Below are 19,300 nucleotides of genomic sequence, written 5' to 3'. Positions count from 1 at the left end.
TTGTCAATCATTTGGATAGAACTTTTTTTCGTTGCTTTTCCTCTATTCAACCAAACCACAAAAAAACGTCCGAAGCCTTTTCCTGCTTCGAACGTTCGTCTTGTTTTTACTGCTTACCGCTTCACAAAAACTGTTTCTAATACGCTATAAAAAATACCTGCTACGACAAAGACCACCCAACTGATTCCCCAGCCCCCCAGCATGAAGGACCAAGCAAAATAAATGATCACCACTAGCGGCCAATACACTTTTTGAAAAACATACTTTGCGCGGGCAGATTCCCCGTATTTTTCCTGCATCGCGTTAGGACCTAATTCATCTTCGTCTGCGATAAAATATTTTTCTTTGATGAATTTATCAAAGCTGGCGTAGTTGATGCTTCCGTAAACGATCAAGAATACTCCCAATGCTAAGAAGAAGAACATGAAGGGCAGCCCGTTCTCCGCATAAGTAAAGATTTGGAAAAAGAACAAAGGCGCCACGCTCAATACGCAAAGACAGACACCGAAAACCAAGCTGACTTGGAAACTTTTTTGATAGCCTTGTTTTAACTTTTGCGCTTCTTTGTTGCACTCGACAGGAATGTAGCGGTCATTCAATCCTTTACTGTTTTTAGAAAATTGCATCCCATTGTAGATAATGATACCGACACTGATGGCGAGGAGGATAAAGAACAGCAGCATCCCCACCATCTCCGCACCGGCTATACTGAATCCCAAAAGAGCGCCCACCGCGAGCAGACATCCGCTGATCCCGATGCTCAGACCTTTGGCGTCTCTCTTGCGATGCTCTAAATACTGGTACATTTCCTCTTCTTCGATACCGTTGTCGGGTTCTTTCTCCCGAGTCGCAAACTCCAGCTCCTCCCGCAGCTCATCGACAGAGCCGAATTCACTGATGACTTGACCGATCGCTTCGTGTTCACTTTTTCCTTCATCGATCAGCGCTAAATAATGATCTTCCATGATCGTGAGAATCTCTTGCTTTGCCCGTTGGACTTCCTTCGTATTTGGAAATTCGAGAAACAATGTCTCCACATAATTTTTTATCGTATCCATTTTTTACCCTTCTTTCATAAATCGGTTCACAACTTTTTTAGTTTGCTTCCATTCATTTCGCTTTTCTTCTAAAAAAGTCAGGCCTATATCGGTGATGTGGTAGTACGTGCGCTTTTTTCCATGGGTAACTTCTCCTGGATACGAATGGATATACCCATTTTTCTCCAATCGGTTGAAGGCGGAGTATAAGGTCGTCTCTTTGATCACATAGACTTCCTCACTCACATCGCGAATTTTTTGGGAAACAGCGTATCCATAAGAATCGCCTTCCTTCAATACGGACAAAATGATGACATCATTGTACCCGCGAATCCCATCGCTCGAAATCATTTTGCCACCTCCTGAAATTACTTCATCTGTCGTTGTAATCATTGTACGACAATTACTACGACAGGTAAAGTAAAATATGGGTCATTGATTGAAAATTTTGTCTGGGTATGTCAAAATCAATAACGGAAAGAAGTGAAGACATGAAAGAAATCGCGATTATCGGCGGCGGCATCATCGGCATGACGCTGGCGAATTATATAGATCCAAAAAAATACCACGTGACCTTGTTTGATGAGCCGACAGGACAAGCAACCAGTGCCAGTGCGGGGATCATCTCGCCTTGGTTGTCGAAACGACGCAACAAGCAATGGTACCGATTGGCAAAAGACGGCGCGGCCTTTTTCCCAAAATTGGTCCAAGATTTTCACTTGGATCACACGATCTATCAGCGTTCAGGAACACTGCTGCTGCGGCCTGAAAAACAATTAGACACGCTTTTTACCTTGGCGGAAGAACGAAAAAAAGACGCACCGGAGATCGGCACGATCGAGCGACTTTCAAGGGAACAGACTCACGACGCACTGCCCTTGCTGAAGCCGGCGCCTGCGTTAAAGATCAGCGGCGGCGGTCGCTTAGATGGCAAAGCCTATTTGATTCATATGCGAAAAAAGGCCGAGCATTCGGGCGTCGCCTTCGTTTCTCAGCGTGTGAAGCTGTTGGATGAAAAAACGATCACCTACGCAGAGAAAAAGGACACTTTCGACCAAATTATTTTGACAGTCGGTCCTCATCTCAAAGAGCTGCTGGCACCTCTCGGCTATCAAGCAGACCTGCGTCCGCAAAAGGGGCAACTGCTTGTGTTCCAGACAACGCTAAAAAACAGCGGCGACTTCCCTGTCGCGATGCTGGATGGCGAAGCCGATTTGATCCCCTTTTTAGATGGGAAAATCTTGTTAGGGGCGACCCATGAAAACGACGCGGGCTGGGATCTGAAGGCGACGGATCAGGCATTCAAGCAGCTCACAGAAGGCGCAATGCCCTTTTTGGCGGAACCGGAAAAAATCCTCGCCGCCCCTGCTCATTTTCGTGTAGGGACTCGCGCTTATACTTCTGATTTCGCCCCCTTCTTCGGTTCCTTGACGGACGGGCTGCTGGTCGCCAGCGGGCTAGGTTCTTCGGGATTGACGACGGGGCCGTATATCGGGTATTTGTTGGCACAGTATATGAATACGGGCGAAGCCAACTGGGACGACTACCAAAAAACCATAACGAACTATATCCACACAGAAAAGCGCTGAGATCGAAAAAAGATCCCAGCGCTTTTTTTACATCGGTTTTAAGTTTTTCTCTAAACGTTCCGTCATCCAAGCCAATCGTTTCCCTCTGCCTGCGTCTGTTTTGGCATCAAAATACGCACGGGTATAGGTTTTTTTTACGGAAGGCGACATGTTATGGAAATTTTCCAGCGCTAGTGGTACGGCCTTCAATAAGGCAGCGACTTCGGCGATTTGTTCATCTGTGATCGCTGAAGGCTTCGTCGCATTTTCCCATTGCCCGTTTGCTTTCGCCTCTGCCACCTTCTCCTGACCGAGGGGCGTCATTCGCCCCTGTGCTTCCAGCTTTGCGACGATTTTTTTGTTTTTCTCCGACCATTTACTGTTTTTACGCCGTGGCGCAAAGTATTTTAAGTACGCGTGCTCATCGACTTTTTTCATGACCCCGTCGATCCAGCCGAAGCTCAACGCTTCTTCCAACGCTTCGCCCGCCTTCAGCGTTTTGACGTTTTTTGTTTTGCCGAATGTCAGCCAAACGCCGCCGCTGATCTCGGCATTTTCGGCAAGCCATTCCCGAAAATCGGCTGCCGTCTCAAAGAACACCTTCTTTTTTTCTTCCATATTACTTCTCTATTCCTAGAACGACTGGCGTTGATTTAAAGCCGATGCCCATCCGATCGATCCCCATGTCGATCAATTCCAAGAAATGCTCTCTTGTTCGGATACCGCCGCTGCCTTTGATCTTGATTCGACCGTCGCATTGATCCATCATCAGCCGGATCACCTCATTTGTGGCTCCTTTGCCTTCATAGCCAGTGATAAAGCCCGTACTGGTTTTGACAAAGTCTGCTTCTGCCGCGATCGCACACTCACACCCCTGCCGTATCTGTTCCTCATTCAAGGTGTCTGTCTCAAGAATGACTTTCACTGCGGTGCCGTGGGCATGGCACGCTTCCGTAATCACCCGCAGCTCTCTAGTGACTTCTTCGTATTTCCCACTGCGAAGCCAACCGAAATTCGCCACGATGTCCAGCTCGTAAATGTCTTCACGCTGGCAATACGTCTCTGCCTGCAGCACTTTGGAGGCCGTCGTGCTGGTTCCAAAGGGAAAATCGCAGACCACACAGATCTTCGTGTCCGTTCCAGCCGTCATCTCGGCGGCGATGTCCAGCGAAGATGGATTCACACACACCGTAGCGCAATGATAGTCGATCCCTTCTTGAATGTATTGACGAATCTCTGCTTCTGTAAAATCCGGCTTCAACACGGATTGATCAATGTAGGCGCCTAATTCTTTCACGGACAGCTCACTCGCTTTTTTCATCATTGGTACCCTCCTGTTTTTTAGATTATTTTCTAACAGAACAAGTCGATTTAGGGCAAAGAAAATAACCCTATTCCTTATTATTCAAGTATAGGGTAACCGACGCTCGTTGTAAACGCTATCTTCGTTATGTCGCGCGGCGAACGACGTCTTGTTTTTCCAATTGCTGCTTCCACCCATCCAAAGAAATCGTCTGGCTTTCTTCTCTTTTCATACGCTTGCGATAGGCGGTCGCCGTCTCTCCAGTCATCTTTTTGAACATCCGGCTAAATACCACAAGACTGTTGAACCCAACCTGCCCCGCGATCGTTTCCACGGTCTCTTCGGTCATTGAAAGTAAAAAGGCGGCGCGATTGATTCGGACACCTAGAATGTAGTCTTTGATGCTGCTGTCCATGTGATTGCGAAAGACCCGCGACAAATGACTGCGGTTCACGGATAGCTGACGCGCGATCGCTTCTACGGTCAACTGCTCTGAATAATGCGCTTCGATGTAGGCGACCGTCTCAACAGCCAACGGAGAATATTTTTTGGTCTCGCCTAAATGGCTCTTCCCACCATCCGCGATCAGATCCGCTAAAAACTGATGGGTCAACGCGTTCAAACGCAGCTCATTTTCCATCGTCTCCTCTGAAAAAGAAAGACAGGCCAAGATCGTATCGATGTAATTCTGGATATTGGAGGAGACCATCGTATAGTGGGCGTCTCGAAAATGGGTGTGCTGCAAGATCGTCTCCGCCGCCTCACCGCTAAAGGAAAGCCAGCCATACATCCACGGCTCCTCTCCGTCAGCCAAATAAAACGTAGAATCCCCCGGACGAATCAAAAACAAATCGCCTTTTTTTAAGTGATACTGCTGATTCTTGACCTGATAGGTCCCCCTGCCCTCCATCACGACATGCAAAATATAATTTTGGCGGATCGCTGGACCAAACGAATGGAAAGGCAGCGTTTTGGAGATCCCGCAAAAGTCAAAATGAAGATCAGTGGTTACTTGATGCTGCTCCTTTTTCAAAAAAATGGTTTGCTCCATCTTTTTCCTCCCAACGAATCGTTTCTTTAAATTATACACGAACAAGTGCCCTTTTTTTTACCGAAAACCGAAACTATTGGGGATTCTCCCAATACTCCTGCCCTTCATGCTACCCTAAAAATAAAGCATTCTCTTGCGTATGGAAAGGAATGGTCTTGTGAAAAAGAGTTTGAAACAGCTCATCCAAACATTGCTGATTTGTCTGATCGTCCCTAGCACGCTGCTGTTGCAAAAAATCAATCCATACATCGACTATGCATTCTCCTATCGCAGTATTTTCACCCTGCTGCTCACAGTGATCGTCCCGGTCTTCATCTTTTGGGCCTTAAAAGAATTATGGGGGATTCTCCGAAAAAAATGATCCGTCTCGTTTTGAATTCTCTAAATTTAATAATACTATATCCCACAAAAAAACCGCCAACAGTGAGAACTGCTGGCGGTTTCTGCTACTGATCCTCCTCTGAGATATTCGATAATTTCACGACGCATACGCCCTCGATCTTCTGGATCGACTCTTTTTCTGGATACAAGGGCATCTCCTGGTAGGCTTTTGTCTTCGCGATTTTTTCAAACTTTTCGACAGAACAGCGTTTATAGGTTACCCCTAAATGCAGCTGAAAGAAATTGTACCACGCCTCGATATTGCCCTCGTAAGTTTCCCAGACAGTGCCGAATTTCGCCCCCTCGTTCGCTTTTTTCATGAGCTCAGGGTACGGCGTCGGGTAATTCCCCTTATGTGGCGTCCCCGCGATCAAAAGAGTGGTCTCGTCCTTTCGATAATCAGCACGTTGCTCCAATTGGGCCCAAATGCGATTAGCTAATTGCGTGCTTTGCCGCTGATCGCTCAACATCACCAATGCATCGTTTTGATTCGTCAAACTGTACGTCCACACCAATCCCACGAGTATACTGACAAATAGAGCGGTCAGCCTTCGCTTCTTCTTACCTGAAAAACCAACTGAGCGGTGCCATAAACAGAACAGCCCGATCAGAAATGGAACGATTACTGTCATCCCCGAAGCCATCAATAAATAAACAAAGGTCCCCGGAATCGCCAGCTGGATCACATTTGCGAAAATTGGAAAAATAGCTAAAAGACCCGTCGCCAGAAAGAAAATCGCCGGCGAGCGTTTTATTTGGATGGCGAGAAAGGCAAAAATCAGGAGAGAAAACAGCCCTAAGCCGAAATAGAAATAGCGCTCTCCAAAGGCATTTCTCACAATTTCATCGCCAAAAAAGAATTGATAGCACGTGCGATAGGTCGCCAAGATCGTGCTGTTCATGGCTCTCAGACTGGTGATTGGTGAGAGCTGATCCGCATTCTTATACGCCGCCATCGTCAACTCAGCGCTGAGTAAAGAAAGCTTCAGGATGATCGCGTATACCACCACTCCCGCGGCACTGATCCCAACGAATTTTTTGACACCCGCTAGTACGTCTGTAAAAGTGTGGGTCGGATCAAGCAGATACAGCACCACATAGCCGCCGCCTGCGATTAAAAATGCCCCGAGATTGCTTTGATAGAAACTGATCGACACTGTCAGCAGCAGCAGCCCTGCACCAATCGCCCACAGATTTTTTGGCGCAGACAAAAAGGCGAGGACCGCTGCTAAAATAGCGAAGAGAATCGACAGACTATAAGGAACGGCACAATACGGGTACATCAAAATCATCGCCGTCATGGGAGAACACGTCAGCGTCAAGCAAAGCAAGACACCTAACAAAGGCTGATTTATGGCGAACAGCTTCATCAAAAGAACACCACTCAAGCTGATAAACAGCAGAATCAGCATCGCAGAAAATGCGGCGTTATTCAGCCCGCCTTGCAGCGCATCCGCAACTACCAAGCCCCAGCGGCCTAAACGAAGCTCCCATTCCCCGCTCATCCGATAAAAACCCGCCATCGTCCCATCAGGGGTCATCAACTGATGAGTATAAACGGTGTAATGAACGATAAGGCCTGCAAGATAGCTGATCCCCAGTACTAGAAAATCCTTGCGTTTAAAAGTCGGCACTCCCTTCGTCACTTCGATTCAGCTCCTTTCTTTTCGGTGTCTCGTTGCAACGGAAACCCAGACAGCTCTTTTTTCTTCTCTTTCCAGCCCCGCCATTCGCCGACTTTAAAAGCGTTGATGAAATTTTTATCAAAATTATCGATCCAAAAGTTTTGATTGACGATCGTCGTCGTGTAGGTGGTCGGTCGATCATGCAGAAGGTGCAAATACTGATTGTAGGCGGGATTCACCTCATCGATCGGTTCTTCAATGAAAAGCTCGATCCCGTCCTCCCCACACGACCGAACCTGAACCGTCAACTCGGTCGTATACCGTTCGTCTGAGAGTTGGAGTTTTCCATGATGATCGAGAAACGAGTCGACGCCCTCAGCCGCCTTCAAGTGGATGCGTTCTTCATTTAAATACACCGTCTCAACCTCGATCGCCCCCTCCCCTTCAGGACCAAAGGTGAGTATGCCCTGCAACACCAGATTCCAACGGATAAATTCATTGTCGATCCCCTTTCGCGGCCGGTTGAAGCTGATCCCATAGAAAAAGCTCACGGCGTTTTGGCATAGCCAGAACAAAATAAATACTTGTGACGCCGTCGGGATCGCATAGATATTGAGGATACTTGCCACGATCGAGACGACGGTCAATAGCAAGCCCACCACGTTGAACACCACGTAGCGCTTGGGCGGCGCTTCATTGATCCGCCAAAAATCTTTCGGGGTCACGACAAAATGCTCTTCCCTGATGCCCACTAATTCTTTAAATAAAGGCCACGCGATATAGGGTGTCAAAATCGTATCGACAAGGTTGCTGTAGGTTCGATTCAAGGATTTTTCCGAAACACAAGACAGGGCCCAATTGTAGATCATGTAGGCCGGCAGCCAAACTAGCAGCAAGAGCAGAATATCTGTGTCCACGATCCTAAAGTTGAACAGCACACTGATGATGGGAATAAACAAAAAAGCCAGTTTACGATAAGGCAGCAGCCAATAATTGTATAGAATAAGGTAGCTAAACTTTGAGAGAAGCGACAATTTACTGAAAAGCAGGCGATTGCTTCGGATTCCCTGCACGAAGCCTCTGCTCCAGCGAACCCGTTGGTCCTTCAAGTCCTCGATCGTAAAGGGACACAAGCCGTACACATAACTTTCTGACAGCACACGTCCCAGATAGCCGGCTTTTTGCATTTTGATACTGGAAGAAAAGTCCTCTGTGATGCTGTCTGTCGACAAGCCGCCTGTGGATTCCAGCGCGTCTCTTGAGAAGATCGCATTTGAGCCGCAATAAATCGCCGAGTTAAACGGGACACGAGCACCGTTGACGTGCTTGAAAAAATAATCCTGCTCATTCGGTAAAATGTTGTCCGCGAACAAATTGTATTGAAAAAGATCCAACGTATAGAAATCCTGCGGCGTTTGAACATAGCCGATCTTATACTGATACCCGTTTTCCGCTAATTCCTTGGAATACGCCGCGATCTCTTCGTCTGTATTGTTTTCAGTTTCATAAAAATACGGAACGACCTTCAGCAAAAAATCGCTTTTAGGGATCATATCGCAATCCAAACAAGCCACCAAAGGCGATGACGAATGCTGCAACGCATTGTTCACATTCCCCGCCTTTTTATCGGGGTTGTCTTCTTTTCGCATCCCGATATAGTGAATGTCAAACAGCGCCGCGATATTCTTCATCTCCTCGCGGCAGCTATCGTCGCATAAGTACACGTGGACCTTTTTCGTATCAGGATAACTCAAATTTTTGCAGGCATTGATCGTTTTATACAGCAGCTCGCGGCTTTCGTTGTGCGTGGTGATCAAAATATCCACATGGGGATACTGCTCCGGTTCAAGAGGAACCTCTTTCAACGCCTTCTTTCCAGCGATCGTGATGAATTCATAGATCCCCTGTAAATTCGATGAAAACTCAGACAGCAACAGCAGCAACGCTAAAAATAGGGTGAGAAAGCCCCAACGAAACGGCAGCGTGTACCTAAATCGGAAAAATAAATAAATTATTTGACTAATGATCGCTAAAAATACAATAATTCTCTTTTTCTTGTCCATCCCAACATTCCCCTTATTTGTTTCATAATCTTTCTTTTATTTTCTCCCACTAACATATAATAATATTATTATATATAAAATAACTATAAATATACGTAAAAATAGTTTAAAATAATAAGAAATACACAATAAATACTTTATCAATCCCAATAAAAACAGTCAATAAAAACTTTATGAATTATTTATCACAGTGACTACTAATTACAATCAAATATAATGCTCAATTGACCCGATTATTATAATTTCCATCCGAAGATAGTCAAAGAAAGAAACAGATGTGCCCTTCGAGATTCTGCCACGCTTCAAAAATCGTCATTTTCTCTTCTATATAATGAGATAAATGCCTTCTCAAAGAAATGAACATTCCGTTAAGACTGGCGCTATAGATGCTCTTTTCCCCTTTGGTGACATGCAACAAAAAGTTAAATAGTCGTCACAGAAAGACGTTATGGAGAAAACGATTTCTTGTTAAACTAAAGATACGTAAAAAGCAGCTATTCCTTGTCACTTTCTTGAGAAATCGCTACACTTATTGGGACACGAAACATTTCTACTACACAAAAAGTGAGGTTTTTTAAATGCAAATTACAGAAACGCCTTTTGGCAAAGGCTATCAACTGATCACCCTTGAAAATGAAGACGGTTTCCATTTATCTGTCTCTGACTTAGGGGCACGGATCGTTCGTTTAGGTTGGGATAAAGAATTGGTCTTAGGTTTTGATTCAGCCGAAGAATATTTAGAAAAGGATGCGTTTATCGGGGCTTCTATCGGTCGTACCGCTGGACGGATCGAAAACGGCCGCTTTACGATTGAAGACAGGGACTATCAGGTCGCGATCGATCCAAAGACGGGGCATTCTCTTCACGGCGGACAGCCGGGCTTTGAGACGAAAAAATGGGCCTATCGAGTGGAAAATGGGGATGACGAAGCGTCAGTAGTCTTCACCAGCAGCAGTCCTGACGGCGAGCACGGTTTTCCCGGCAACTTGGACATAGAGGTTCGCCACACATTGACGAAAGAGAACGTCTGGCGGGTGACCACTAAAGGAAAAAGCGATCAGACGACCCTGTTTAATCCAACCAACCATGTTTATTTTAATCTGACCGGCGACGTCACTCAGTCGATCGCTGAACACACGCTTTGGCTGAACAGCGACCACTTTGCTTCTTTGCGTCCGGATGTACTTCCAACAGGCGAAAAAGCTCCTGTCACGGGAACACCGCTGGACTTCCAGCACCCACGGCCGCTAGCGGATGTGTTCACCAGCAGCTTTGAACAGACGAAGCAATACAACGGGCTTGATCATCCCTTCTTCTTAAAGGACAGCCTTTTGGAAAAACCAGCCGCGCGATTGACCAGTCCTGACGGCACGATCGAGCTGACCGTCTCAACGGATGCCTCCAGCGTGGTGATCTTCACTGCGAACTTCGGCAATGACGGGCCAGAGCTGCACGGAAAAAAACTCGCGGATCATGGCGGGATCACTTTTGAAACTCAGATTGCTCCCGGTGCCGAACAATTTCCAGCATTCGGTTCGATCACCCTGCCCGCTAATCAAACATTTGAAACGACGACTGAATACAAACTACTCATGAAAGAAGGAAATTAATATGGCCAGCACTCGCGAGCTAACGACAACATTTGCTGAAATTTTTGGACCAAAGAAAACCACACACTATTTCTCACCCGGTCGAATCAACTTGATCGGGGAACATACCGACTACAATGGCGGTCATGTCTTCCCCGCTTCGATCACCTACGGAACGTATGGTGCCGCCGCGCCTCGTGACGACAAAAAGGTGCTGGTCTACTCCACCAACTTTGAAGATGTCGGAGTGATCTCCTTTGCCATCGATCAGTTGGCCTACGATAAAAAGGACAATTGGGCAAACTATGTGAAAGGCATGATCCTGAAAATGCAGGAAGCCGGACACACCATCGATCACGGTTTTGAATTACTCGTTGAAGGCACGATCCCCAACGGTGCTGGTCTTTCCAGCAGCGCCTCTTTGGAGTTATTAGTGGGTGTTGTTTTAGAGGATTTGTTTGAACTGGATACGGACCGTCTTGAGCTGGTCCAAACCGGTAAAAAAGTAGAAAATGAGTTTATCGGCGTCAATTCTGGGATCATGGATCAATTTGCCATCGGCTTTGGCGATGTGGACCAAGCGATCCTGCTAGATACCAATACTTTGGCTTATGAAATGGTCCCCGTAAAACTCGACGGCTATGCCATCGTGATCATGAACACCAATAAACGCCGTGAATTAGCGGATTCCAAGTACAATGAGCGCCGCAGTGAATGCGAAGAGGCCCTTGCCCGCCTGCAAACGAAGCTAGACATTCACGCCTTGGGTGATTTGGATGAAGAAACCTTTGAAGCAAACACGGAGCTGATCGGTGATGACACCTTGATCCACCGTGCCCGTCATGCGGTGACCGAGAACCAACGGACCTTGAAGGCCAAAGCAGAATTAGAGAATGGCAATCTGGAAGCTTTCGGTCAGCTTTTGAATGCGTCTCACGATTCGCTGCGTCATGAGTATGAAGTGACGGGGATCGAATTGGACACACTTGTTGACGCGGCCCAGGCACAAGCCGGTGTTTTGGGGGCACGGATGACAGGCGCTGGTTTCGGCGGCTGCGCCATCGCGCTAGTCAAAGAAGACACGATTCCCGCGTTTAAAAACAATGTTTATGACACGTATATGAACACGGTCGGCTATGCGCCTGATTTTTACGTCGCCCACATCGGCAGCGGAACCACGAAACTCGATTAACCGTCTTCTATGAACGCCTTTCCTCTTTTGCGGGGAAGGCGTTTTTTATTCCATCGAGAAAACACTCCCCCGCTTCTTTTTTTGCCTGCTGGATTCTGATAAACTTAAAGACAGAACTTAGGTATCGAATGGAGGCTTGACGATGAAAAAAAAGACCCAGCTATTTGAACAGAAACGCTTCTACATCCCCGTCGCCCTCTTACTGGGACTCTTGGGCTTTAGCCCGATGCTGGTTTCAGTGCTGGGAAAGAAAAAAGAAGAGACGCTGAATAGCGACTACTACACGTCCTCTCAAGAGCCGCTTTTCAAATCAAAAGAGTGACCGACTTTTTGAACAGAAAATGCAGTCAGATTCCCTAAAAATCCAAGACGAAGAATAAATGACATTTTTAGAAAAGGAAAAAAGAATGATCAAACAATTGAACAACCTCACAGAAAATGAATTAACGACACTCTCCGACATATGGCTGAAAAGCAACATCGATGCCCATGCTTTCATCAGTGAAGACTATTGGCTGAGCAATCAGGCCGCCGTGAAAGAGGCCTTCTCCCAAGCATCGATCTATGCCTATTACCACGAAGACACCATCGTCGGCTTCCTCGGAATGATGGACGACTACATCGCCGGCATCTTTGTTTTAAGCGCCTATCGTTCGCTGGGCATCGGCACCCAACTATTGAATACAGTGAAGTCCGATCACCAGCAGTTGACCTTAGCCGTCTATAAAAAGAATGCCGCGGCATTGCGCTTTTATCAGAAAAATCATTTTGATAGCCAAGAGGAACGACTTGATCCAGAAACCAACGAATCCGAAGTGTTGATGTCTTGGCAGGCCTAGTTCAGCTCAAACACACTGCATCTTTTCAATGCAGTGTGTTTTTTTGCGGAGTTCTTCTTCTGGCAAATAGCTCCTTCTCGTTCCTAGCTTATCGGCACTTGTTGTCGGAAAGTCCTACATTTTGACGGCGCCTCTTCAAACCTTTATACTGCCTTAAAAGAGGTGAGTATCATGAAATTCAAAGGGCTGCACAACCCCTACTTCTACATTGCGCTTTCTTATTTTTTCGTCTCGCTGTTTTTTGCGTTTCAAGAAGGCCCAATCTTCAAATGGGCGAGCTTTTTCTTTCTGATCTCTTTTGGGATCAATGCCTTTAAAGCCATCAAGCATGGACAAAACCAATAAAAATTCCCTTTCCTTCTATGAGAACGGTTTATTTTCTGACGAGTGATCGTTTTCTTTTCATATTTTTTCAGTAAGTGGTACTATTTTTTCAAGGGGGTGAAAAATATGGAAAGAAAAACAACCTTTAGCTGGCCTTATTTTTTGATGGGGATTCTTTTTATTCTCGTTTCTCTTGCTGCATTTAGAGATCCAGGAAGCAGTCTCGTTGCCATTGTTTATGTCTTTGCTTTTTCAGCAATTTTAAAAGGACTCTTTGAATTATTCTTTAGACGTAAACTTCACGAATTTACGAATCAAAAATCTACGTTGATGATGGTTTTAGGAGTCGTTGATATCTTGATCGGTATTTTCTTCTTATTCAACATCACTGCTGGATTGGTCGCTTTGCCATTTGTTTTTGCGATTTGGTTTCTCTTCGATTCGATCGTCGGTCTCCTTACAGCGAGCATTTACAAACTTGGAAGCACCGGCTATTACTGGTTCCACATCGTGATCGACGTGATCGGCGTTATCTTAGGATTCATGCTTTTATTCAATCCTTTGACTTCCGCTCTTACCCTTGCCTTCCTAGTAGGCTTCTACTTTATGATGGCAGGTATTTCACTTATCGCGTATGCATTTTAATCAAGCGAGAAATAGAGACCGTGTGTCTCTATTTTTTTTACCCTGAGTGCGCCTCTGCATGCTATACTATTTGTGAGCCGATTACTGGCATTTTTCCAAACGAATACGTGAAAAAGTAGGATGTTACGATGCTGACAAGAGATGTTGTTGCTTTTCTGCTTTGCCTGCTGGGTGCTGTCCTAGGTCCTTACACTCTCGCATTAGTCAAGAAAAATCCCTCTTTACTGCAAATGCTCGCTACCTTTGTTTTCTCTGGTGGCTCACTCGTTTTCTATTATTATTCCTTTGACAATGTGGAGACGCCGCTTTTGCCCATTTTATATTATGGTGTCGTCGTTGGCGCCGCTTTGTTTTTTTCCTACAAAAAAAATCGTTCCAATCCCTAGCCATTCACTCGTCTGAATGGCTTTTTTGACTATCTCTATCTGAAACGAGGTATCCACATGATCAAACTCTATTATTTATTGGAAAATTCGATCAAAAATTTGACCCGCAGCTCCGGTATTCTAGCGTCACTCGCCTTGAGCTGCTTGTCCTCCTTCATCGCCTTTTCCTTTCTCACCATCAGTCTGTTCTTCTCCCACTGGCACGACCACGCAGTCAGAGAAGCCGCGAGTCACGGCGGCATGGCCATCATGGATCTGATCTCCCCCAGCGGAATGCTGACGACTGTTTTTAAACATTGCTCTACCTTTTTAGCGGTGCTTTGTCTGATAGTGACTCTGAGCGCGATTCGGCGATTGTTTTTTCATATGGCGAACGACCAGCGTGCGTCTTTTAAAACCATGAGTCTCCTTGGTGAAACGACCCCCTTCATCAGCTTGGAATTTTCGCTTCAGTCCATTTACGTCGCGCTTTCTTCCTTAATGATCGGTGCATTGTCGGCGGAGCTCGTTTTGGAAAAGCTTTTTCACTATTCCCTTTCGTTCGGATCGCTGAAGGTGATTGTCGCGACGTTTCACATTGATCACAAGATCCACGTGCTGATTCTTTTAGCGGGAAGTCTGTACATTGGCTGCCGCGTGTTTCTTTTTGTCCAAAAATACCTTCATTCGTTTTTCGATAATTTGAAGACAGAACTTGACGGCTAAAAAAATCTTCCCTTTGATTCATCAAAGCTGCTTTTTTCTATAAATTCTCTTGAGCGTTTATGTTAAACTAAGTGAACATGACGGAACTAAGGAGGTTTCAATGAAAAAAGATTCAGGGTTGGTTTATGGGTTCAGCGCGTACATTCTTTGGGGCATCCTTCCCCTCTATTGGAAATTATTGGGAAATGTCGGTCCCGTCGACATTCTTTTTTATCGGATCATCTGGTCTCTGGTCTTCATGACTCTTTACTTGATCGTTTTCCGAAAAGTCCCCGGGTTTCTCCAAGAGGTCAAAGCGCTGCTAAAAAGTAAAAAAAAGACACTTGCTATTATTGTTGCCGCGATTTTTATTTCCCTCAATTGGGGAATCTATATCTATACTGTTTCGATCGGACAAGTCCAGCAGGCTAGTTTGGGCTATTATATCAATCCCCTGCTGAACGTCCTCGCTGGCGCGATCTACCTAAAGGAGCCTTTGACGAAGCAGGCGAAATTAGCCAGTCTCTCCGCTTTTGCGGGCGTCGTGCTGCTGACGATTCAAACGGGGGTCTTTCCCTTTAACTCGATTTTCCTTGCAGCAAGTTTTTGTTTGTATGGCGTGACTAAGAAACAATTGGATTTGAGTGCAGCGACAAGTATTACTCTTGAAACACTGATCATCGCCCCGATCGCGTTGATTTATTTATTCGTTGTTTCACCGGTAGGCTTTATGCAGTATCCCGCCACTACGAATTGGCTGCTGATCGGAGCCGGCATCGTTACGGCGATCCCGTTGCTGCTCTTTGCGACGGCGGTGAAAAAACTTTCGTATATCACACTCGGCTTTTTGCAATACGTCAACCCAACGATCATGCTGGCGATGGCGATCTTTCTATTCCATGAGCCCTACCAGTTGCCGCAATTTATTGCCTTCGCGTTTATCTGGTTAGGCATACTGATTTTCGTAGTAGGAAATCTTATCGAAACACGCAAAAGAGGGATTCGTCCGTAGACGTCTCCCTCTTTTTTTGCTTTTAGAAGCTTTCTTAATAGGTAACATGATGAACGACTTCCCCTGATCTGAATACTTTGCTTTTCTTTACTCTTTGGTAATTGGTCGCATAACACAGCGCTTCACGATGTGTCCGAAAGGTCTCTTCAGTCATTTCCCCGATGATCGTTTCTACTTGAACTAAGTATTGGCGTTCCATATCGCTTCCCCTTTTCTTCCTATCATTCCAACGAGTGTCTCTTCATTTATCCATCATAGCGGGATTTTATGCCGTTTTCAATAACTTATGTTATATTTTCTTACATCAACTGCAAATAATTTCAAAAAAGAAACATTTGATGTGACGTCTTTTGACAGGAGGTTGTTCGCTGTGGCGTTGGACATAAAAAAGACCCCAGCGCTCACGCTGGAGTCCTATCATTCCATCAATCAATTTTTCGCTTGAAACGTCTCGATATTCCCAATGACTTTTTGCGCCAGGCGAACCTTCGCCATCGACGTTAGTCCCGCATTGGTTTTTCCAGCAAAGACATTTGGCAAACCAATGACTTCTGCTCCTAAACCAGCCTCCGTATCGCTGAAGGCGTAATTATCCCCGTGCTCTAACCATTCTTTTAACGCTGGCACTTCATGAGAAGGTGCGATGGATACGTTCATCAAGATCTTTCCGTTGCCAAATGTTTGAAAAGCAGCTTTGTCTAATAAGACCACGTTCTTATTTAAGCAGGTGATCACGATATCTACTTTTCCAAGTAATTCATCAAGCGGCAAATAAGTCATCGTCAGCTCTTTTTCGATGTCTGGCTTCCGCGTACGGCTGTAGTAATTGACGTCCATCCCGAAAAAGTCCATCGTGCGTGCAAGCAGACTTCCGACTGTTCCCATTCCAACGATCCCAACCTTCACATCGGTCAATTCCATTGGTTCTTCTTTCCACATTGCAGGCCCGCGACCTTGCAGCAGACGAACCAATTCACTGATGGCGTATTCCTTTACGCCTTCATCGCCGTAATCCCGCACGCCAGTCACAACGATGCCTTTTTCCTCTGCATAGCGAATATCGACATTGGCATTCTCCGGCGCATACAGACTCGCGCAAATACCGATATAACGAATGTTCGGACACGCCTCCAACGCTTCCTTATCAATAGAACTGGTGAAGCTCAGCATCACGCAATCAGCATCGCCGATTCGCTCGATGACTGTGGCTGTATCTGCGGGGATGTCCTCGTAAAAGACCGTTTCCTCTGCCAGCGCTTTTAGTTTCTCGTCCCATTCAGGCAATAATTTGGTTGGCTCGATCGCCACCATTTTCTTAAATATTTTCATGTCGGCCTCCTCGTAGCTTGTACTCCCTTCATGATACGTCCTACGAAATTTCGCGTCAATAAAGAAGAACAAAACCGCCGTGTTCTCCTCACAAAGGAAGAACGACAAAAGAATTCCGACCGTTAACCCGTTAACGTCCTGCGGAGGATGATAGGATAGCAGCTATTTTTTCTAAAGTCTGCATAAAAGAAACACGATTTTACGCTAGCGGCGTGAACCGTCATCATTTTCGTTTCCTATTCCGCTTGGTTCGGCTGTCCTTTTTCTTCCCCTGCTGCTTATCCAGTCTTCGTTTGAGGTTTTTCTGTCGCTGCTCTTCCTCTACTTGCTCAGGTGTCTTATCGAAACGCACGTAGGAGGACGTCGGTTTGGGCGGGAGATCGGCGGCGTTATGGGACGGACTTTCTGTGCTCGAAGCTTCTTCCCCCGGCAACGGATACTCCGCCTCGACGATCGCCGCGGCTTCTTCGTAAGACAGCTTATTGGATTTTTTCGGCGATGGAGTTGTTGTAGTAATTGGCTCTGCGGCGGCAGCGACTACTGGCTGTTTTTTGGTCTTTGTGTTTGTAGGCGCTTCTTCAACGACAGTATCCTCTTCTATTTGTTTGGCTTTCCCCACTTTGTAGGAAGTCGTCTCCACGTGACCGCCGCCTTTATAATCGACCAATGCCACGAATTTTCGGACGCCGTCTACTTCAAAGATGCTTAGTAAGGTCAACACTTCCAGAATTTCCGCCACCAATGTCTCCTCTTTGTTAGGATCGACATCGCGAATCGTCAACAGATGGCGCTTGCCCGCCGCATCTTCAAAACGGGAACGAATGTCATACACAAGCCCCTCTCTGTAAAGGTCCAAACTGCCCTGTTTTTCAAAGGCATTCTTGAAGGAGCGGATCATTTCAGTCTGGGAAAAATACTCGGAAGGGCTTCCAAAATACTGTTTGATCAAGCCTTCCCATTCTTTGGATTCAAAGTATTCCTTGAAAAAGGGCAGAAAGAGGCGCAGGGTATCTGTCGGCTCGACTGTTAAAAAGAGATCCCGAAGCAGGTCTTTGCAGAGAAAAGAAAAAGCCCCAGTCAAATTCAGCGAATTACGCACCATGACCGCAACCAAATACTCGATCACAGAATTTGCGTCACCGGATTGTTCTTAGTAAGTCACGATCTTCTTCTCCAAAGACTCTCGTTTCATCAAGAATAACTGCCGTGTGCCTAATTTTTTAACATCCATGTTCCCATCCTCCATTTTCAAGAAATCGCTTCCTGTGTTTTTTATACACTTAGGATAATACTAAAATAACGCTCTTGTAAATACCCAATGAAATACTTTTATTTTTTAAATTTACAAACATTATTGAATAAATATTTTCCAACTCATCGATAGAGACAAAGCGAAAATTAAATAACAAAAAAACAACGACCAAAATTATTGGTCGTTGTTTTTTTATACGAAATCTTCGTCTACTATCGTCCCTTCAGCAACGAGGTTCGTGTCGCCAATCAAGTATAAGTCTTCTCCTGTCACCTCTACTTGAAGCTGCCCGCCAAGGACTTCGATCACCGCGGGTTCGACTGCGACGATCTTCTTTTTATTCAATGCATAGGCTGTTGACCCTGTGCCTGTTCCGCAAGCTAAGGTAAACTCTTCTACTCCTCGTTCGTAGGTTCGTTCCACCACTGTTTGGTCTGGCAAAACATCGTAGAAATTCACGTTGGCACCCTTTGGAAAGACTGGGTGGTTGCGCAGTTTTCTAGCAAAATCAAGCATCGTTTCCAGCTCTGTCATCGCCAGATCAGGGAAGTGAACGACTAAGTGAGGAATGCCCGGATCACCTAATTCAACATAATCGACAGTTACTTCTTTGCCATCGACTTGAATCTTTTTGTCTGCTTCAAAGATCGTCGGAGAATTCAACTGGACGCGATACGTCCGTTTGTCCAGCCGTTCAGCCGGAACATTCCCTGCGATGGTTTCGATGGTCATTTTTTCTTGCGCCGCCTTTGTTTCGTAGGCCCATCGTGCGACACAGCGGGCACCGTTCCCGCACATTTCCGCTTCCGACCCGTCGGCATTGAAGAAGCGCGCGTAGAAATCACCTGTTCCGCGAGGGGCTTCAACGGCGATCAACGTGTCCGCACCTACCGACACACGCCGAGTACACACACGGGCTGCGACCTTCGTTAGTTCCTCCGTCGAAAAACCTAGCCCACGATTATCGATCAAAATAAAATCATTTCCAGCACCTTGTATTTTATAAAAAGGAATAGCCAT

At 45.9% G+C, this 19,300-nt stretch carries 22 protein-coding genes; 11 read left to right on the top strand and 11 right to left on the bottom strand.

The annotated features are described in order from the left end of the window. Nucleotides 1-113: 113 nt before the first annotated feature. Nucleotides 114-1,058, bottom strand: coding sequence for a permease prefix domain 1-containing protein (locus I592_RS16420; protein WP_010778555.1), 945 nt, complete (start codon nucleotides 1,056-1,058; stop codon nucleotides 114-116). A gap of 3 nt (nucleotides 1,059-1,061) precedes the next feature. Then, nucleotides 1,062-1,388: a PadR family transcriptional regulator gene (locus I592_RS16415; RefSeq protein WP_010778556.1), complete on the bottom strand. Its 327-nt coding sequence runs from the start codon at nucleotides 1,386-1,388 to the stop codon at nucleotides 1,062-1,064. Between the two features lie 140 nt (nucleotides 1,389-1,528). Between I592_RS16415 and I592_RS16410 the strand changes: the two genes are divergently transcribed. Beyond that, nucleotides 1,529-2,626 carry an NAD(P)/FAD-dependent oxidoreductase gene (locus tag I592_RS16410; RefSeq protein ID WP_010778557.1) on the top strand — a complete coding sequence of 366 codons (1,098 nt, stop codon included), beginning with the start codon at nucleotides 1,529-1,531 and terminating at the stop codon, nucleotides 2,624-2,626. 27 nt (nucleotides 2,627-2,653) lie between these two features. Here the strand turns inward: I592_RS16410 and I592_RS16405 are convergent, their stop codons facing one another. The 3 genes from I592_RS16405 to I592_RS16395 form a co-directional block, all read right to left on the bottom strand. After that, the gene (locus tag I592_RS16405; protein WP_010778558.1) at nucleotides 2,654-3,223 is read right to left on the bottom strand and encodes a YdeI/OmpD-associated family protein; all 570 of its coding nucleotides are present in this window, start codon (nucleotides 3,221-3,223) and stop codon (nucleotides 2,654-2,656) included. 1 nt (nucleotide 3,224) lies between these two features. Next, nucleotides 3,225-3,926: a deoxyribose-phosphate aldolase gene (gene deoC / locus I592_RS16400; RefSeq protein ID WP_044926833.1), complete on the bottom strand. Its 702-nt coding sequence runs from the start codon at nucleotides 3,924-3,926 to the stop codon at nucleotides 3,225-3,227. A gap of 127 nt (nucleotides 3,927-4,053) precedes the next feature. After that, a complete protein-coding gene (locus I592_RS16395) occupies nucleotides 4,054-4,959 on the bottom strand; it encodes an AraC family transcriptional regulator (RefSeq protein WP_010778560.1) in 906 nt (301 codons plus the stop codon). 157 nt (nucleotides 4,960-5,116) lie between these two features. Here I592_RS16395 and I592_RS16390 point away from each other — a divergent pair, with 157 nt between their 5' ends. Continuing rightward, nucleotides 5,117-5,320, top strand: a complete 204-nt coding sequence (locus tag I592_RS16390; protein WP_010778561.1) for a hypothetical protein — start codon at nucleotides 5,117-5,119, stop codon at nucleotides 5,318-5,320. An 85-nt stretch (nucleotides 5,321-5,405) separates the two neighbouring features. Here the strand turns inward: I592_RS16390 and I592_RS16385 are convergent, their stop codons facing one another. Next, nucleotides 5,406-6,986 carry a glucosyltransferase domain-containing protein gene (locus I592_RS16385; protein WP_010778562.1) on the bottom strand — a complete coding sequence of 527 codons (1,581 nt, stop codon included), beginning with the start codon at nucleotides 6,984-6,986 and terminating at the stop codon, nucleotides 5,406-5,408. Then, nucleotides 6,983-9,028, bottom strand: a complete 2,046-nt coding sequence (locus I592_RS16380) for a glycosyltransferase family 2 protein (RefSeq protein WP_010778563.1) — start codon at nucleotides 9,026-9,028, stop codon at nucleotides 6,983-6,985. Before I592_RS16380 ends, I592_RS16385 begins: the two co-directional genes overlap by 4 nt. Before the next feature lie 578 nt (nucleotides 9,029-9,606). Here I592_RS16380 and I592_RS16375 point away from each other — a divergent pair. From I592_RS16375 to rarD, 9 genes are all read left to right on the top strand, one after another. Next, on the top strand, nucleotides 9,607-10,638 hold the full coding sequence (locus tag I592_RS16375; RefSeq protein ID WP_010778564.1) for an aldose epimerase family protein: 1,032 nt from the start codon (nucleotides 9,607-9,609) through the stop codon (nucleotides 10,636-10,638). A gap of 1 nt (nucleotide 10,639) precedes the next feature. Continuing rightward, entirely contained in the window at nucleotides 10,640-11,809 is a 1,170-nt protein-coding gene (locus tag I592_RS16370; RefSeq protein WP_010778565.1) for a galactokinase, read from the top strand. 142 nt (nucleotides 11,810-11,951) lie between these two features. Next, nucleotides 11,952-12,131, top strand: a complete 180-nt coding sequence (locus tag I592_RS16365) for a hypothetical protein (RefSeq protein WP_010778566.1) — start codon at nucleotides 11,952-11,954, stop codon at nucleotides 12,129-12,131. A gap of 85 nt (nucleotides 12,132-12,216) precedes the next feature. After that, nucleotides 12,217-12,648 carry a GNAT family N-acetyltransferase gene (locus I592_RS16360; protein ID WP_010778567.1) on the top strand — a complete coding sequence of 144 codons (432 nt, stop codon included), beginning with the start codon at nucleotides 12,217-12,219 and terminating at the stop codon, nucleotides 12,646-12,648. Between the two features lie 171 nt (nucleotides 12,649-12,819). Next, a complete protein-coding gene (locus tag I592_RS21460) occupies nucleotides 12,820-12,993 on the top strand; it encodes a hypothetical protein (protein ID WP_155857523.1) in 174 nt (57 codons plus the stop codon). Nucleotides 12,994-13,098: 105 nt separating this feature from the next. Next, nucleotides 13,099-13,617, top strand: a complete 519-nt coding sequence (locus I592_RS16355; RefSeq protein ID WP_010778568.1) for an HdeD family acid-resistance protein — start codon at nucleotides 13,099-13,101, stop codon at nucleotides 13,615-13,617. A 128-nt stretch (nucleotides 13,618-13,745) separates the two neighbouring features. After that, a complete protein-coding gene (locus I592_RS16350; protein WP_010778569.1) occupies nucleotides 13,746-14,003 on the top strand; it encodes a hypothetical protein in 258 nt (85 codons plus the stop codon). Nucleotides 14,004-14,060: 57 nt separating this feature from the next. Then, complete coding sequence (locus I592_RS16345; RefSeq protein WP_010778570.1) at nucleotides 14,061-14,708, top strand: hypothetical protein; 648 nt, start codon at nucleotides 14,061-14,063, stop codon at nucleotides 14,706-14,708. A 100-nt stretch (nucleotides 14,709-14,808) separates the two neighbouring features. Next, nucleotides 14,809-15,699, top strand: coding sequence for an EamA family transporter RarD (rarD, locus tag I592_RS16340; RefSeq protein ID WP_010778571.1), 891 nt, complete (start codon nucleotides 14,809-14,811; stop codon nucleotides 15,697-15,699). 34 nt (nucleotides 15,700-15,733) lie between these two features. Here the strand turns inward: rarD and I592_RS21725 are convergent, their stop codons facing one another. The 4 genes from I592_RS21725 to dapF all read right to left on the bottom strand — a co-directional run bounded on the left by I592_RS21725 (nucleotide 15,734) and on the right by dapF (nucleotide 19,300). Then, entirely contained in the window at nucleotides 15,734-15,898 is a 165-nt protein-coding gene (locus I592_RS21725) for a hypothetical protein (protein ID WP_010778572.1), read from the bottom strand. A gap of 230 nt (nucleotides 15,899-16,128) precedes the next feature. Beyond that, the gene (locus I592_RS16335; RefSeq protein WP_010778573.1) at nucleotides 16,129-17,028 is read right to left on the bottom strand and encodes an NAD(P)-dependent oxidoreductase; all 900 of its coding nucleotides are present in this window, start codon (nucleotides 17,026-17,028) and stop codon (nucleotides 16,129-16,131) included. Nucleotides 17,029-17,251: 223 nt separating this feature from the next. After that, nucleotides 17,252-18,154 carry a hypothetical protein gene (locus I592_RS20815; protein WP_010778574.1) on the bottom strand — a complete coding sequence of 301 codons (903 nt, stop codon included), beginning with the start codon at nucleotides 18,152-18,154 and terminating at the stop codon, nucleotides 17,252-17,254. A 318-nt stretch (nucleotides 18,155-18,472) separates the two neighbouring features. Beyond that, nucleotides 18,473-19,300 (bottom strand): diaminopimelate epimerase, encoded by an 828-nt coding sequence (gene dapF, locus I592_RS16325; protein WP_010778575.1) that lies wholly within the window; start codon nucleotides 19,298-19,300, stop codon nucleotides 18,473-18,475.

The sequence above is a fragment of the Enterococcus gilvus ATCC BAA-350 genome, assembly GCF_000407545.1.
Lineage (GTDB): Bacteria > Bacillota > Bacilli > Lactobacillales > Enterococcaceae > Enterococcus_A > Enterococcus_A gilvus.
Note: the sequence above shows the minus strand (reverse complement) of the source record. Positions and strands in the feature narration are given on the sequence as shown.

What these genes read in the sequence shown, in the direction of transcription:
- I592_RS16420 (WP_010778555.1), bottom strand. Translation starts at nt 1,058, where the DNA reads ATGGATACGATAAAAAATTATGTGGAGACATTGTTTCTCGAATTTCCA.
- I592_RS16415 (WP_010778556.1), bottom strand. Translation starts at nt 1,388, where the DNA reads ATGATTTCGAGCGATGGGATTCGCGGGTACAATGATGTCATCATTTTG.
- I592_RS16410 (WP_010778557.1), top strand. Translation starts at nt 1,529, where the DNA reads ATGAAAGAAATCGCGATTATCGGCGGCGGCATCATCGGCATGACGCTG.
- I592_RS16405 (WP_010778558.1), bottom strand. Translation starts at nt 3,223, where the DNA reads ATGGAAGAAAAAAAGAAGGTGTTCTTTGAGACGGCAGCCGATTTTCGG.
- deoC (WP_044926833.1), bottom strand. Translation starts at nt 3,926, where the DNA reads ATGAAAAAAGCGAGTGAGCTGTCCGTGAAAGAATTAGGCGCCTACATT.
- I592_RS16395 (WP_010778560.1), bottom strand. Translation starts at nt 4,959, where the DNA reads ATGGAGCAAACCATTTTTTTGAAAAAGGAGCAGCATCAAGTAACCACT.
- I592_RS16380 (WP_010778563.1), bottom strand. Translation starts at nt 9,028, where the DNA reads ATGGACAAGAAAAAGAGAATTATTGTATTTTTAGCGATCATTAGTCAA.
- I592_RS16375 (WP_010778564.1), top strand. Translation starts at nt 9,607, where the DNA reads ATGCAAATTACAGAAACGCCTTTTGGCAAAGGCTATCAACTGATCACC.
- I592_RS16370 (WP_010778565.1), top strand. Translation starts at nt 10,640, where the DNA reads ATGGCCAGCACTCGCGAGCTAACGACAACATTTGCTGAAATTTTTGGA.
- I592_RS16365 (WP_010778566.1), top strand. Translation starts at nt 11,952, where the DNA reads ATGAAAAAAAAGACCCAGCTATTTGAACAGAAACGCTTCTACATCCCC.
- I592_RS16360 (WP_010778567.1), top strand. Translation starts at nt 12,217, where the DNA reads ATGATCAAACAATTGAACAACCTCACAGAAAATGAATTAACGACACTC.
- I592_RS21460 (WP_155857523.1), top strand. Translation starts at nt 12,820, where the DNA reads ATGAAATTCAAAGGGCTGCACAACCCCTACTTCTACATTGCGCTTTCT.
- I592_RS16355 (WP_010778568.1), top strand. Translation starts at nt 13,099, where the DNA reads ATGGAAAGAAAAACAACCTTTAGCTGGCCTTATTTTTTGATGGGGATT.
- I592_RS16350 (WP_010778569.1), top strand. Translation starts at nt 13,746, where the DNA reads ATGCTGACAAGAGATGTTGTTGCTTTTCTGCTTTGCCTGCTGGGTGCT.
- I592_RS16345 (WP_010778570.1), top strand. Translation starts at nt 14,061, where the DNA reads ATGATCAAACTCTATTATTTATTGGAAAATTCGATCAAAAATTTGACC.
- rarD (WP_010778571.1), top strand. Translation starts at nt 14,809, where the DNA reads ATGAAAAAAGATTCAGGGTTGGTTTATGGGTTCAGCGCGTACATTCTT.
- I592_RS21725 (WP_010778572.1), bottom strand. Translation starts at nt 15,898, where the DNA reads ATGGAACGCCAATACTTAGTTCAAGTAGAAACGATCATCGGGGAAATG.
- I592_RS16335 (WP_010778573.1), bottom strand. Translation starts at nt 17,028, where the DNA reads ATGAAAATATTTAAGAAAATGGTGGCGATCGAGCCAACCAAATTATTG.
- dapF (WP_010778575.1), bottom strand. Translation starts at nt 19,300, where the DNA reads ATGGCTATTCCTTTTTATAAAATACAAGGTGCTGGAAATGATTTTATT.